Origin of the sequence: Thiohalomonas denitrificans, from assembly GCF_900102855.1 — a bacterium.
In the GTDB taxonomy this organism is placed as follows: Bacteria; Pseudomonadota; Gammaproteobacteria; order Thiohalomonadales; family Thiohalomonadaceae; genus Thiohalomonas; species Thiohalomonas denitrificans.
Genome location: NZ_FMWD01000010.1, coordinates 1 through 14,405, shown reverse-complemented (window position 1 = coordinate 14,405; position 14,405 = coordinate 1). Strand labels below are relative to the sequence as shown.

Below are 14,405 nucleotides of genomic sequence, written 5' to 3'. Positions count from 1 at the left end.
GGGATGCTTCGATAGTTCAATATGGGGCGGAGTAACAGCTGAGGGTGTGTTTCCGTGCATCAATCCTCAAAGGAGCCTTCATTCGTCCCACGGCTGGCGAATCGCCGGAGGCCCCGGGCCAGGGTCGCTCGTGACAGTTCACCGGTATGGCTGTTGATGAGGCGCCCGTCAGCGTCGTAGAAGAGGGTCGTCGGCAAACCCATCGAGCCGACGGTCCGGCCCAGAGCGCCCCCTCGATCGAGCACGACGTTGTCGAGCGTCAGTGAGAACTGGTCGATGAACTGCTGGATCTGCGCCGCTCCTTCACCCTGGTTGGCGAACACGAAGGTGATGTCGGGGTGTTCTTGCTGCGCAGCCTCCAGAACCGGCATCTCGCGCCGGCAGGGGGGACACCAGGTTGCCCATAGATTGATCACCATGGGCTGACCCGTGTTTGCGGAGAGCGTCTGCAGATCGGTGCGCGTACCGCCCAGGGTCTGCAGTGCCACCTGTGGCATCGCACGCGACTGGGTATCGATCAGCGTTACCACGCCTGCGATGGAGCCCCAGCTCAGCCCGCCGGCCAGCAATGCGGCCCCGAGTGGTTTCCGAACGGCCGGTGTCCGCCAGAGGATCCATGCGGCGGCAACAAGTGTCGCGGCCAGGCCGCTGACGACATCAAAGCCGCCGTCACGGATATCCAGTACGCCCAGCCAATCGCCGCGGTATTCATCCGCATAGCGCAAAACGAAACTAATCCGCGCCACCACTATCCCGATCCACACCAGGTTGAGCAGCGTACCGCCGGTCGCGACACCGCGGCGACGGCCCAGCAGAGCACCGACCGTCAAGGCGACGATCACGGCTACCACTGGCAGGAGACGATCGAAGGATGTAGCGAAGGGGCCGATACTCACGGAAAGCATTCAGTGTCCTGTTCGGTATAAAAGTCAGAGGAGCCGCCGAACAGAATGCTCGGGCAGGTCGCCGCCTCGGCCGCTGTCAGCTTATAGGACAAAGCCATCCGGCTGTAGCCCTGAACCGGAACCAGGAACGGTAATCATAACCACCTTGTTCGTGCGGTATTTTCGAGGGAACCACGATTGTGGAGTCGTTTTCGCTTGTAGTTTTCCGCGAGCGATGGCAAAAAGGTGCCCCAAACCTCACTGAAACTTCTGTATCTCCTCCGGGTACACACCAACGTCTCCTTTTTCCTATGAAAGTTCAGGTCAGCGAATTCATCGTACGGTACATGGAACGGCTCGGCATCGAATGTGTTTTCGGTATGCCGGGGGCGCATATTCTGCCGGTCTATGACTGCCTGTACGACTCCTCCATCAAGAGTGTCCTTGCCAAACACGAGCAGGGTGCCGCCTTCATGGCCGGCGGTTACGCCCGCGTTTCCGGAGGCGTGGGTGCCTGTATTACCACGGCAGGCCCGGGTGCCACCAATCTGGTGACCGGAATCGCCAATGCCTATGCCGACCGCCAGCCGGTGTTGATCATCACCGGCGAGTCCTCCACCGAGGTATTCGGCAAGGGGGGACTCCAGGAGAGTTCCGGGGAGGGCGGGGCGATTGACCAGGGAACGCTGTTCCGCGGGATTACCCGGTACCACCGGCTGGTGGAGCGGGTCGACTATCTGCCCAGTGTACTCAACCAGGCGAGCAACGCCCTGCTCTCCGACTGCCCGGGACCGGTTCTGCTGAGCTTTCCGTTCAATGTGCAGCAGGAGAGTATCGACCTCGACTTGCTGGACACCGTTCGCACGACGCGGCATGCCTCGCCCCGGCGCCGGGATGATCCACTGTTGGATGATGTGGTCCAACGGCTGCTGTCTGCCCGCAATCCGGTCATTCTGGCAGGCTACGGCTGCATACAGTCCGGTGCGCATGAGGCCGTCAAACAGCTCAGTGACGTGCTCTCTCTCCCGGTCGCGACCACGCTCAAGGGCAAGGGCATCGTCGATGAGCGTTCCGAACGGTCGCTCGGCACCCTCGGTGTCACCTCCGGCGGCCGGGCCTACGAATACATCGTCGAGCATGCGGATCTGCTTCTGGTGCTCGGCGCCACCTTCAACGAACGTACCAGTTATCTCTGGGACCGGCAGCTGCCGGACAACCGGAAGATCATTCAGATCGACCGCAATCCCGAGCAGATTGAGAAGGTGTTTCGTGCCGATGTCGCCGTAGTCGGAGATGTCAGAGACGCACTCGAGGGGATCCTGGCCCGGCTGCGGGGCGGAACATCCGCAACCGCACCGGTACCGGGTCGGCAACTGGACGCGATCGACGGCGATGCGATGTTCACCCTCTTCGAGGACCATCATTTCACTTTGGTGGAACAGTTTTTCAGCCGTTTCAACCAGCACTTCACGGACGACAACCAGATCTTCGACGACAACATCATTTTCGCGCAGAACCTGCTGGGTGCCTCGCCAGCCACCAGTTACCACCCCAATTCCGGGATTTCGTCGCTCGGCCATGCCATTCCCGCCGCGATCGGCGCCCGGTTTGCCTCACAACGACAGACCTTCGCCATCCTCGGAGATGGGGGTTTCCAGATGTGTTGCATGGAGCTGATGACGGCGGTCAACTACCGTATCCCGCTGACCGTGATCCTGTTCAATAACGGCACCCTCGGCCTGATCCGCAAGAACCAGCACCAGCGGTATGAAGATCGCTTCATCGACTGCGATTTCACCAATCCCGACTACGCGCAACTGGCGGCGGCTTTCGGCATCGCCTATCAGTGCATTCGCCACGAGGTGGATATCGATGAGGCGTTCGGCGCCCTGGACTTCGATGCGGGGATCAATCTCATTGAAATCATCATTGATCGGGACGCCTTTCCCGCCTACAACTCGAGGCGTTGATGGCTTATGCATACACCTCGGGCACTTCGCACCCTGCTTGATCAGTTCGTCAGCGACCCCGCCATTCGGGAGATGGGGGAGCGGTGGCAGCGGTTGCACGCTGAGGCGGAAGATCGGCCGGATCCCGGGGCCCTCATCACGCTGTACGAAGCCAGTCTGCCTTTGATCGAGCGAGCGATGTGGTCCGATGGACCTGACCACGAGATATTGGGAAACTATCAACACGCCTTTCGCGAACTGGAAAGAGTGATCGAGCAGCGCGGAGTCGACCGCCGGCATCGGTTTTTCGTGATCATCCCGGTCGCTGACCGGCCCCGGCACCTGCAGAATGTGCTCGAAAGCCTGTTGTCCCAGTGCCGGACCTTCGGTTACGGAGGCTTTGACGGACGTTTCAGAAAGATCGTCGCAGTGGTGGCGGATGACTCCGAAGATGTCTCCATCATCGACCGCAACCGGGAAATCGTAGAAGCATTCGCGCATCGGGGGCTCGAGGGTATCTACTTCGGTGCCGATGCGCAGAAACGGCTCCTCAACGCTCTTTCAGCACAGGAGCGGACCCGGCTCGTCTCCATCCTGGGGGAGCCCTTTCGGACCGGCATGCACCACAAGGGCGCCTCCGTTACGCGCAATCTGGCCTGTCTGTTTGCCGCCGGCAGGTCCGGGCCGGACCCGGCGCTGTTCCTCTTCGTGGACAGTGATGAACAATTCCGGATACGGGTCACGCGCCCGGGAGGAGACGAGGAACTCCCGGCCCTCAATTACTTCCATGCCCTGGATCGCCTGTTCACGGAACGAGATATTCAGGTTGCCACCGGCAAGGTGGTCGGCGACCCGCCGGTCTCCCCGGCGGTCATGGCCGGCAATTTTCTCGTCGACGTCATCGCCTTCCTCAACGCCATGGCCGCGGCAGACCCCGACCGGTCCTGTGGTTTCCATGCGGCTGCGCAAACCGGCGGAGACGCGGCCTACCATGACATGGCCGGACTGTTCGGCTTTCAGGGCGAGGAGGGCGCCTACTCCTATCGGTGCGCTCTCGAGGGAGTCCATGATCACACTGCCATACTGAACGAATTTGCCGGTCGACTCGATCGTTTCTTCGATGGTGAACACCCCACGCGGTCGACCGACTACGGCTATTCCGATGCGGTGGCAACGGCGGCGCCGGCGCGCACGGTCTACACCGGAAACTATGTGCTCACTAGCGAGGCACTCAAGTATTTTATTCCGTTTGCCGACCTCAAGCTGCGCATGGCAGGTCCTACCCTCGGCCGGCTGCTCCAGTCCGAGCTTGGTGACCAGTTTGTCGCCACCAATCTTCCTCTGTTGCACACCCGCACTGTCGATGAGCAGTCCGAATTCCGCCCCGGCGTCGAACGGGGGCAGGGCTGTGTCGATCTGTCCGGGGAATTTGAGAGGCAATTCTTTGGTGACGTCATGCTGTTTACGGTGAGTGAGTTGATTGCACTGGGCTATCCCGGAACTCCCCTGTCGGATCGAAAAGTAGGGGAGGTGATGGAGTCCGTCGAGGAGCGCATGCAACGGTTCTATGCCGGAAAGCGTCTGGATATCCAGGCGAGGCTTGCCGAGGCACGGGCCCGATTCGACGATCCCGCCAACTGGTGGCACGGCAGGAGCGAGCTGGCGGGGGCAAGGCGGCGGTTCCGGCACTTCTTTGAAAACATCGAACACAATTTCGGGCCGGGCGCGCAGGGCCATGCGTTGATTGCATCGGGTAAGCATCGCCGCCGGAGGCTGGAGGCCATGAAGAGGGCGATCGCCGGCTACGGCAGCGACCGGGCGCTTTGGGAATCGCTTCTGCGCCGACGCAGGTTCGCCGAACATCACCGCGCGGAGGTGGCCACGTGAACGTCTTCGTCCTCAGCACCGGCCGCTGTGGTTCGACCACCTTCGAGCGGGCCTGTCGGCATATCACCAACTACAGCAGTGGTCACGAGACACGGGTCGATCGCCTCGGACCGGATCGCCTGGACTACCCGTCCCGACACATCGAGTCTGATAACCGGCTCTCCTGGTTTCTGGGACGCATGGAGCGGCGCTACCCGCGTGAGGTTTTTTACGTCCACCTGCAGCGCGATCCGCGGGCCGTTGCCCGCAGTTATGCCAGGCGACTCGACCCGGGCCTGATCATGTCCGCCTATGCCCATGGTATTTACCTCTACCTGCCCGAGGACCTGGAAAACCAGGCACACGAAGTCGCGCTCGACTATGTGCAAACCGTCACCGCCAACATTGAACTGTTTCTTGCCGGCAAGCCCAACAAGATGCAGTTTCGCCTAGAAAACGCCAAACAGGATTTCCGCAAGTTCTGGGATCGCATCGGTGCCGAGGGCGATCTCGAGGCAGCGCTGGCGGAATTTGACGTCGCCTACAATGCAGAGTCGGGGCCGTACCCGCCCAGCGGAGGCTGAATTACGCCCGTATCCATGAAATTCAGTGACCAATTGGAAAAACTGTGACCCAGTTTCACGTCTCCGGCCCTCCGCCGTCATATGTTTTCTTGCTAGTCAACGGCCAACCGGATGAAGGGCCATGGCGGCAGAAAGTTACAGAGTACTGTTCGACGGCGAAATCAGTGACGGCAAGGATCCCGATCAGGTGAAGCGCCGTCTTTCCCGCCTGTTCCGCCGGTCGGCGGCGGATATCGAGTCTCTTTTTTCAGGGAAACCGCGTGTACTGAAGACGGTCGAGAGACTTGAGGACGGGCAACGGTTGCTGGCGGCCATCGCCAGGACGGGGGCCGTTGCCAAACTGGAATCGCAGCCCCGGGACAGTACCTCGAAAAAAGAGAAAAAGGAGCATCTCGACACCATCGCACCACCGGCCGGATTTCGCTATCGCATGAACATCACCGGTGCGGCACTGGTGGTGGGTATTCTTTGGCTGGTCCATTTGCTGGTACTGACCTCGCTCTTCGCTGCCCTGGCTTACCATTTGGTTTTCAATCTGGATTTCTACGGAACGTTCGGCCTGGCAGGGCTGCTGTTCCACGCACTGCCGGCGTTGATTGGTGCTGCATTCCTTGCATTACTCATCAAACCACTGTTGCCCGCCGGCCGCACGGTCTCGGCGATCGCCCTGAAGCCGGGTCAGGCGCCCCTTCTGGATGAACTTCTGAGTGAAGTCTGCAAAAAGACCGATGCACCTGTGCCCGCTCACATTGCCCTGGACAGCGGTGCCGGCATTGCCCTGGACTTCGGGGCCCTGCCGGAGATCCCGACACGACGCCCCACGCTCCAGCTGGGACTCACCCTCATCGGCGGGTTGACCATCCGGCAATTCGCCGGGGTGCTGGGGCGCGAGCTTGGATATCTGGGCCGGAGTCAGGCGGCGCGGCGCACCCAGTTCGTTCGGGCCAGCCACCAACGCCTGCAGCATGCGGTCTTTGGCAGGGATGAACTGGACCATTTGCTGGCAAGGCTGAAAAAGCATTCGGGACCGGGTGCCCTGTCGGGACACCTCGGAGGTAAACTGCTGGCCCTTGCCCGTGAACTCCACCGGGGTCTTCTGAAAATCGTAACCGTCGTCTCTGCCGGTCCGCTCGAACTGCTGCAGTTTCGTTCGGACAGTATTCAGGCGCGGCTCAGCGGCAGTGAGACGTTCCGCGGCACCCTGTCCATGCAGCATCTGTTGGAAATGGCCTTCAAGGCGGCGGCGGAGCAGGAAAAGCGCAACTGGATCGAACGGGGAGAGCTAACAGAACGCTTGCCGATCGCCGCGCTGTCGCTTGCCCGTGAACAGGCAGAGCAGTTTCAGGCGGAAATTCGCACGGTGGTGAGGGATGGACCGGCCGGCGTGGAGAGTTGCCGTCCCACGGACCTCAAGCGCATACGGCGCATCGAGAAAAGCCCCCAAACGGCCCTCTATTTCGATGAACGGCCGGCACGCCAACTCGTGTCGGGCTTCGAATTCCTGAACCGGAGGGCCAGCTATCTCTATTACCGGAGTACCTTGCTCACGCCGATAACTTCTGACCGGCTCATCCCCGTTGTTTCCGAACCTTCCGGCGCTGAACGTCTGCTTCGTAGTTATTTTCTCGACCTCCACCGGGCACCGGTACCGCTCCATCAGCTCCTTCCCGAGGGGACCGCAACCGTGCTGCGGGAGAAGCTCCGGGAAGCAGCGGACCGTTCGAAAGAGGAGCAGGTCGGCAATCGCGTCACTTTGCAGTATTACTTCGAGATCGAGCGGCAGCTGATCGAGGCCAATGCCCGGGAAGTTCTGGTGAATGCAAGAGTTCCCCTGCCCGAGGGAAAGGTCGACCTCGAGAACATTCACGTCGAGTGCCGAAAACTCGAGAGTGAAGAGGAGAAGACCGCCAGGAAGCTGCGGGAGCTGGTCCAGGCACCGTCACAGCGACTGGCAATCGGTCTCGCTTACCTCGGCATCAGCGCACCCGAACGATTCCAGGAGGAGGTCGGGCGACTGCACGCAGCACTTCGCCGCACTGACGAAGTCCTGCCCAAGCTCCGTTCACTGCATATGCATTCGACGATTCTGGAGCTGCTGCTCAGCTATGGTTCATCACGTAATAGTGCTCTCAAAGATCGCATCGACGAACGCGCCAGAGATGTGAGTCAGCTCCTGATGGCCATCCGGCTCAACCTGAGGGAAGCCCCCTGGCCTTTCGGTGTGCCGGTCGTGGGGGATAATCTGGCAAAGCACGCCATTAACGGTGATTTCGATGGAGCCGATCCCTACGGGTTGCTGGATGTGGCCGGCATGGCTCTCTCCCGCACACAGGCTATTCGCCAGCGAATCCTCGCCCGGCTTGCCCAACTGGCCGTTTCTGCAGAAAAGCGCCTGCTTGGCAGTTACTGAGCACCGCAACCTTGATCTCCGACTGTTCGGGTGTGCGATAATAAAACCGATGGAGCGCAGCTAAAAAGATTGGTAAAGTAGGGTAATTACAGGAAGAAGAGGCGGAACCGGTGCAGGTCTTCCGGTTAAACTTTTCAGCAACTTTTGCTTCGCAATCGCCAAGCAAGTTGCTCTGTTTGGCCCTGTGGCTGGTGTTACCACTGGCGTTTTTACCCCTCCCGCTGTCTGCCACTATCGATGAAGGAAGCGCTGTCGACTCTGACATGACCTTCCATAGCGAAGGATCACTCTCCGCCTCCCGACGTATCGATGCCGCCGGTTCTACGGCCGACCACAGCAAGTTCGAGCAGTTGCAGGGGCCGTTCACAAGCGGTCCTGAAGTGACCCGCGCCTGTCTCGAATGCCATACCGAGGCGGATGATCAGCTCATGCAGTCCATTCACTGGACCTGGGAGTACCGCCATCCCGAGACCGACCAGCTGCTGGGCAAGCGGCATGTGGTGAACAATTTCTGCACCAACGCGCGCGGCAACGAAGGAATGTGTGCCCAGTGTCACACCGGTTACAACTGGGAGAACAACCAATTCGACTTTACCCGTGCCGAAAACATCGATTGCCTCATCTGCCATGATCGCACCGGCAGCTACTACCGGCCTCCGCCCACCACGGGTAACGAGGCCTGCTCCATCATGTTCGAAGGGAAGGAGCCTTTCGACTGGGCTCTCGTGGCGCAGGATGTGGGCCAGCCGGGGCGCGAGAATTGCGGTGTCTGTCACTTCTTCGGTGGTGGTGGAGATGGCGTCAAGCATGGCGACCTCGACTCCTCCCTCGGCGCACCGCCCCGCGCCCTGGACGTGCACATGGACGCCGAAGGGCTCAATTTCCCCTGCACCCAATGCCATGTGACTGAAAAGCATCTCTGGGCCGGTAGCCGCTATAACGTGGTGGCACGTGACACCGGAGGGACCGGCAAGCCCGGCATGCGCCGTGATGTGGCCACTTGTGAGTCGTGCCACGGCACGGCGCCCCACGCCAACACCGAAGTCACCGGGCTCAAGCTCAACGACCATGTGGACCGGGTGGCGTGCCAGACGTGCCACATCCCCGCCATGGCCCGCGGCGGAGTCGCCACCATGACCTTCTGGGACTGGCGCACCGCCGGTCGCATCCGCGATGGGGTGGGTTACAAGGAGAAGAACTATACCCAGAGCAATGGCGAACACCGTGCCACCTACAAATCCATCAAGGGGAGCTTCGAGTACGATGAAAACATCGTTCCCCGCTATGCCTGGTTCGATGGGCGCATGATCTATACGACCATCGATACCCGCTTCGACCCGGATGAAGCCCCCATTCCCATCAATCGCTTCGAGGGTGCGGCCGACGACCCTGCCGCGCGCATCTGGCCCTTCAAACGAATGCACAGCGTGCAGCCGTACGACAAAGGCAATGATACGCTGGTTTACATGCACCTCTGGGGAGACGATTCGGACGCCTTCTGGGGCAACTACGATTTCGGCCGGGCCATCGCCCGCGGCATGGAAAAGAACGACATCCCCTACAGCGGCGAGCACGGTTTTATCGAGACCTATTCGTACTGGCCTATAACTCACATGGTGGCGCCGAAGGAGGAGGCCCTCGCTTGCGCCGCCTGCCACAGTGACAACGGCCGCCTGGCCGACCTGGGCGGCTTCTATCTGCCGGGCCGTGACGGACGCTGGACGGACCGGATTGGTCTGTTGCTGATGGGAGGGTCACTGGCCGGTGTTCTGCTGCATGCTTTGCTGCGCCTCATTTCGGCTGCCCGGAGGAGGGCAACATGACCCGACGCCGTGTAATGGTCTTTAGCCGCTTCGAGCGCTTCTGGCACTGGGCGCAGATGCTGCTGATCATGACTCTGCTGTTCACCGGACTGGCCGTCCACGGCGTCCACCACACGATCACCTTCGAGACCGCGGCGGGTCTACACTCCTGGTCCGCCACCGCGCTCATCGTCTTGTGGCTGCTGGCCATCTTCTGGCATTTCACCACCGGTGCCTGGCGCCACTACCTGCCCACCACCCACGGTCTGTGGGCGGTGGCCCGCTTTTATGCCTACGGGATCTTCAAGGGCGAGCGTCACCCCTACCGCAAGGCGTTCTGGCGCAAACACAATCCGCTTCAGGCGCTCGCCTACCTGGCCCTGAAGCTGGTGCTCTTCCCCGCAGTCTGGATCACCGGGATCGGCTATCTCACCTATAACCTGTGGGCCGAGCCGGCCAGCAATGCCGGCGCCCTCGGCTGGGTGGCAGCAATTCATCTGCTCGCCGCCTACGCCATACTCGCCTTCGTGGTGGTGCACGTTTACCTGCTCACCATCGGTGGTTCCTTCTGGCACCACCTGCGACCCATGCTGGATGGCTATGACGAGGTGGAACTCACAGAAGCGGAGGCGGCCTATCTCGGCGAACGGGGCAAGCTGCCCTGACCGGCACCTGGAATAATGGATGCTGGCATTCTTCTTCTGAAGAACTCAACGATTCCTTCCTTGAATTCGAACCACGGGGTACACGGGGCGCACGGGGAACAAAAAACCGAACAACCTGTTTTACCCCGGGTCCCCGTGTACCCCGTGGTTATTTATTCTTCATTGATCCGGGGCTGCCAAGCGGCGGGCGGGGCAATTAATGACGAATCGCCTGCCGTGATACAGAGAGGTACTCACGGCTTTTGGTCAGCACGGTTTCGGTATCGTTGGTTTCCGATGCTATATGCACCTCTTCGAGAGTGTCGGCGAGTTGCCGGAGCTCCTCGTGAATTTTCCCCAGTGCGTTTTCCAGTGTGTAGGTGTACTGGTGGATGTTCCCCAGCGACGTGGCGTTCAGCTCCCGTTCCGATAGCGTCGCCTCCAGTTTCTGATTGTATTCGGCAAGGTTCTCCAGCGCCTGTTCGAGGGAGTTGGCTGGTTCCCCTTTGAAGTGATCAATCGGTTCGGCATAAGCGATGCCACTCGTGCCCAAGCCGAGAAGGCCCCAGAGCAGTATGGGTATCCAATAAAATTGGCGCTGTTTCATGGCAATCTCCGTTGTTAAGAACCTAAATGATAATCAGTATCACTTAGTGAAGTCAACGCCATTTTGAACTCACACCGTTCATCCAAAAAGAGCTTGAATACCGGGGTCCGGTTCGGGATATAATCCCCCCGTTCCGTGTTGATTCATATCAAGGGCGCAGCCAGGGCACTCCTCTGAACTCTTGGTAAGTCCAAACTTTAGCCAGCGTTCTTGGTCATATTAAACACAAAGCTCTCCCCGATGCCTTTCGTCAGGCGCGATTTTTCCGAACTGGAAGAGTGGCTTGGGTGATTTCACTCCCACAGCAAACGAGCATCGGCGGACCTTGAGTCGGATTCATCGAGCACCGTTCCCTTTGAATCAAAAGGTGAGTGCAACGCTTTCTGGATATATCAAACGGACCGCATGAGGAGGTCGCGATAGCAATAGTGGCTGATCATCGCCAATCGTCGTCGCCTCCCTTTCAGGAAAAGTGGCCGAAAACCCCCGATTTTTTTCCCCGCCCTGGTGTGGGGTCACATTGACACAGGTGTGGCAAATGACATACGTTGACGCGCGACAGCGGCATTTCACGCACTCACTGGCGGCACCGGGTCGCCAGCAGCAGACAGCAGCGCACGGAGTACATCCGCCGCATTCAACTTCATCAGGGCGTAGAGTGTTTTCGATGAAAGCTTCGGAGAGTCCGGCATTGATCGGGCGATGGGTGCGGGCGGCGCTATTTTTCATGTTGCTGTTAACGTTTGGGTTGGCACAGGCCCAGACGGCCGACGAACTCTATCCCCAGGCGCAAGACTTCTTTCCCGAGGCGGACCGCTATTCCGAATTTTCCGGAGAACCCTCTGCCGCCGAGGCATATCGTGGCGATGAACTGCTCGGCTATCTCCTGGTAACCGATGATGTGGTGCGTATTCCCGCCTACTCCGGAAAGCCTGTCAACTTGCTGGTGGGTATGGATACGTCCGGGGTAATCACCGGTACGGAAGTGCTGGAACACCACGAACCCATCCTGCTGGTCGGTATTCCCGAACAGAAGCTGTTTGACTTTGCCGAGCAGTACGTTGGCCTGAGCGTCCGTGATCGTGTCCGTGTCGGGGGTGGCGGCAAGGAAACCGACATCAATGTGGACGCGGTCAGTGGTGCTACGGTAACCGTCGTAGTAGTGGGCCAGAGCATCATGCGCAGTGCTCGCAAGCTCGCCGTTTCGAGAGGCATCATCGAACCGATCCAGCAGGTTACGGCTGAGCCGGGCCGGGTGCTCGAGGATGTCTATCGGGATGCCGACTGGGAGACCCTTACCGGCGACGGCAGTGTCCGCCGCCTCTATCTTGACTTCGAATCTGTCGAAGCTGCCTTTGCGGGCACCGACGGGGAAGGCAAAGGGCCCAAGCCGGCGCCCGGTTGTGCCGAATTGCCTGCGGATGATCCTTGCCATACCTTAATCAACCTTTATTACACTCACCTCAATCCGCCGACCATCGGGAAGAACCTGCTGGGAGATTCCCAGTACGAGTGGCTGATGGGCACTCTCGAGGAGGGCGAGCACGCCGTCGCACTGATGGCCAACGGCGCATACTCGTTCAAGGGTTCCGGCTACGTGCGCGGCGGCATTTTTGATCGCATACAAATAGAGCAGGACCGGACGACGATCAATTTTCGTGATACCGACTATCACCGCCTGAGTGATGTGTATGCGGAAGGGATCCCGGACTTCCACGAGATGGGAATCTTCATCATCCGCGAGGAGAGCGGTTTCGACCCGGGCCGCGACTGGCAACTGGAATTGCTCGTCATGCGTGAAGTTGGTCCCCTGGACCGAATATTCAGCACTTTCGGCGCCGAGTACCGGCTGCCGGACGAATATGTTGAACGGCCCGAACCCGCCGCTGCCGCCACTGCTGACGAAGAGGAGGCGATCTGGGTCTCCATCTGGAAGGACAAGCCATTTCAGATCGGTGTTTTGGGTGCTGCCCTCCTGCTGCTCACTGCCATTCTCTTCTTCCAGGACTGGCTGGTGCGCCGTGCACGCCTCTTCTGGTTGGTGCGCAATGGGTTCCTGGTCTTCACGGTATTTTTCGTCGGCTGGTACACCCTTGCCCAACTTTCTATCGTCAATGTATTGACCTTTACCGATGCGGTGTTCCATGGCTTCAGTTGGGATACGTTCCTTCTGGATCCGCTGATGTTCATCCTCTGGTCATATGTTGCCTTGACGCTGCTGCTGTGGGGGCGCGGCGTATATTGCGGCTGGCTGTGTCCCTTCGGGGCATTGCAGGAGCTGCTGAACAAGATCGCGCGCTATGTCGGGATTAGGCAGTTTGATTTTCCGCAGCTGGTGCATGAGCGACTGTGGGCTGTGAAGTACATCATTCTGGTGGTGCTGTTCGGGGTCTCCCTGCAGTCCATTGGCGCTGCCGAGCGCATGGCAGAGGTGGAACCCTTCAAGACCACCATTATGCTCAAGTTCCAGCGGGAGTGGAGTTATGTCTTTTATGCCGTAATTCTGCTCGCCATTTCGGTGGTCAATCGCAAGTTCTACTGCAAATACGTCTGCCCGCTGGGAGCGGCGCTGGCGGTACCGGCACGGCTGCGCCTTTTTGACTGGTGGCTGCGCCGGCGCAAGGAGTGCGGAAAACCGTGCCAGGTCTGCGCCAAGGAGTGTGAGGTGCAGGCCATTCACCCTACGGGTGAGATCAACCCCAATGAGTGTCACTTCTGCCTGGACTGCCAGGCCACCTATTGGAATGACCACAAGTGTCCGCCCCTGGTGGAGCGGCGTAAACGTAAAGAGATGAGAATGGCAAAGCGGGAGGTTGCGGTGGAACTGCCGAAAAAGCACAAGGCGGACATCGGGGCCTAGTTTCTATCGATCGACGAGGACCAATAACAATGAACCAAGATAACGAAAACAACGAAAACGGAAAGGTCTCCCGGCGTGCATTTCTGGGTGCGACAGCCTTTTCGGGGGTGGCTGGTGCGGGCCTGGCAACCGGCCTGCTGCCGAGAGCAACCTTTGCGGCTGACAACGAAAACGGTGTAGCGGTCCATCCCGGCGATCTGGATGAGTACTACGGCTTCTGGAGCGGCGGTCAATCGGGCGAGGTGCGTATTCTCGGTGTCCCCTCCATGCGCGAGCTGATGCGCATTCCGATGTTCAACGTTGACGGTGCCACCGGCTGGGGTGTCACCAACGAGAGTAAACGGGTACTGGGGGATACTGCCCACTTCCAGAACGGGGATACCCATCATCCTCATATGAGCTTCAAGGATGGTACCTACGACGGCAAGTACGTCTTCATCAACGACAAGGCCAACAGCCGCGTCGGCCGCATTCGCTGCGATGTGATGCAGACAGACAGGGTCACCCGCATCCCCAACATTACCGCCGTGCATGGTCTGCGGCCCCAGAAGGCGCCCTATACCAAATACGTCTTCTGCAACGGCGAGTTCATGATCCCGCAACCCAACGACGGCCGCGACCTGGATGATCCCTCCAAGTACTTCACCGTGTTTAGTGCACTTAACGCCGAAACGATGGAAGTCGATTGGCAGGTCATCGTCGACGGTAATCTGGACAATACCGACGCCGATTACACCGGCAAGTACGCAGCATCCACCTGCTATCAGGGCCGTGGCGAAGGGATCTCCCTGGCGGAGAC

The 14,405-nt window shown here is 59.6% G+C and carries 9 protein-coding genes and 1 pseudogene; 8 read left to right on the top strand and 2 right to left on the bottom strand.

The features are described 5' to 3' along the window. Positions 1 to 59: 59 nt before the first annotated feature. Entirely contained in the window at positions 60 to 905 is an 846-nt protein-coding gene (locus tag BLP65_RS14060) for a TlpA disulfide reductase family protein (RefSeq protein WP_092998491.1), read from the bottom strand. A gap of 290 nt (positions 906 to 1,195) precedes the next feature. Between BLP65_RS14060 and BLP65_RS14055 the strand changes: the two genes are divergently transcribed. The 6 genes from BLP65_RS14055 to BLP65_RS14030 all read left to right on the top strand — a co-directional run bounded on the left by BLP65_RS14055 (position 1,196) and on the right by BLP65_RS14030 (position 10,160). Then, positions 1,196 to 2,854 (top strand): thiamine pyrophosphate-binding protein, encoded by a 1,659-nt coding sequence (locus tag BLP65_RS14055; RefSeq protein WP_092998489.1) that lies wholly within the window; start codon positions 1,196 to 1,198, stop codon positions 2,852 to 2,854. A gap of 6 nt (positions 2,855 to 2,860) precedes the next feature. Next, on the top strand, positions 2,861 to 4,720 hold the full coding sequence (locus BLP65_RS14050) for a glycosyltransferase family 2 protein (RefSeq protein WP_092998487.1): 1,860 nt from the start codon (positions 2,861 to 2,863) through the stop codon (positions 4,718 to 4,720). Then, positions 4,717 to 5,283, top strand: a complete 567-nt coding sequence (locus tag BLP65_RS14045) for a hypothetical protein (protein WP_092998485.1) — start codon at positions 4,717 to 4,719, stop codon at positions 5,281 to 5,283. The genes BLP65_RS14050 and BLP65_RS14045 overlap by 4 nt, the downstream gene beginning before the upstream one ends. Before the next feature lie 121 nt (positions 5,284 to 5,404). Continuing rightward, positions 5,405 to 7,693 carry a M48 family metalloprotease gene (locus BLP65_RS14040; protein ID WP_092998483.1) on the top strand — a complete coding sequence of 763 codons (2,289 nt, stop codon included), beginning with the start codon at positions 5,405 to 5,407 and terminating at the stop codon, positions 7,691 to 7,693. A gap of 176 nt (positions 7,694 to 7,869) precedes the next feature. Further along, positions 7,870 to 9,516, top strand: coding sequence for a tetrathionate reductase family octaheme c-type cytochrome (locus BLP65_RS14035; protein WP_245688349.1), 1,647 nt, complete (start codon positions 7,870 to 7,872; stop codon positions 9,514 to 9,516). Beyond that, positions 9,513 to 10,160 (top strand): cytochrome b/b6 domain-containing protein, encoded by a 648-nt coding sequence (locus tag BLP65_RS14030; RefSeq protein ID WP_092998479.1) that lies wholly within the window; start codon positions 9,513 to 9,515, stop codon positions 10,158 to 10,160. Before BLP65_RS14035 ends, BLP65_RS14030 begins: the two co-directional genes overlap by 4 nt. Before the next feature lie 196 nt (positions 10,161 to 10,356). Here BLP65_RS14030 and BLP65_RS14025 read toward each other — a convergent pair whose 3' ends face one another. Next, positions 10,357 to 10,746 carry a DUF6746 family protein gene (locus BLP65_RS14025; protein ID WP_217632007.1) on the bottom strand — a complete coding sequence of 130 codons (390 nt, stop codon included), beginning with the start codon at positions 10,744 to 10,746 and terminating at the stop codon, positions 10,357 to 10,359. 667 nt (positions 10,747 to 11,413) lie between these two features. On the opposite strand from BLP65_RS14025, the gene nosR reads away from it, so the two are divergent. Further along, positions 11,414 to 13,606, top strand: a complete 2,193-nt coding sequence (nosR, locus tag BLP65_RS14020; RefSeq protein ID WP_092998477.1) for a transcriptional regulator NosR — start codon at positions 11,414 to 11,416, stop codon at positions 13,604 to 13,606. 29 nt (positions 13,607 to 13,635) lie between these two features. Beyond that, positions 13,636 to 14,405: pseudogene (locus tag BLP65_RS14015) on the top strand (TAT-dependent nitrous-oxide reductase); the annotation flags it as partial.

Coding starts and splice junctions, on each gene's coding strand:
- BLP65_RS14055 (WP_092998489.1), top strand. CDS start 1,196: ATGAAAGTTCAGGTCAGCGAATTCATCGTACGGTACATGGAACGGCTC.
- BLP65_RS14050 (WP_092998487.1), top strand. CDS start 2,861: ATGCATACACCTCGGGCACTTCGCACCCTGCTTGATCAGTTCGTCAGC.
- nosR (WP_092998477.1), top strand. CDS start 11,414: ATGAAAGCTTCGGAGAGTCCGGCATTGATCGGGCGATGGGTGCGGGCG.
- BLP65_RS14060 (WP_092998491.1), bottom strand. CDS start 905: ATGCTTTCCGTGAGTATCGGCCCCTTCGCTACATCCTTCGATCGTCTC.
- BLP65_RS14025 (WP_217632007.1), bottom strand. CDS start 10,746: ATGAAACAGCGCCAATTTTATTGGATACCCATACTGCTCTGGGGCCTT.
- BLP65_RS14040 (WP_092998483.1), top strand. CDS start 5,405: ATGGCGGCAGAAAGTTACAGAGTACTGTTCGACGGCGAAATCAGTGAC.
- BLP65_RS14030 (WP_092998479.1), top strand. CDS start 9,513: ATGACCCGACGCCGTGTAATGGTCTTTAGCCGCTTCGAGCGCTTCTGG.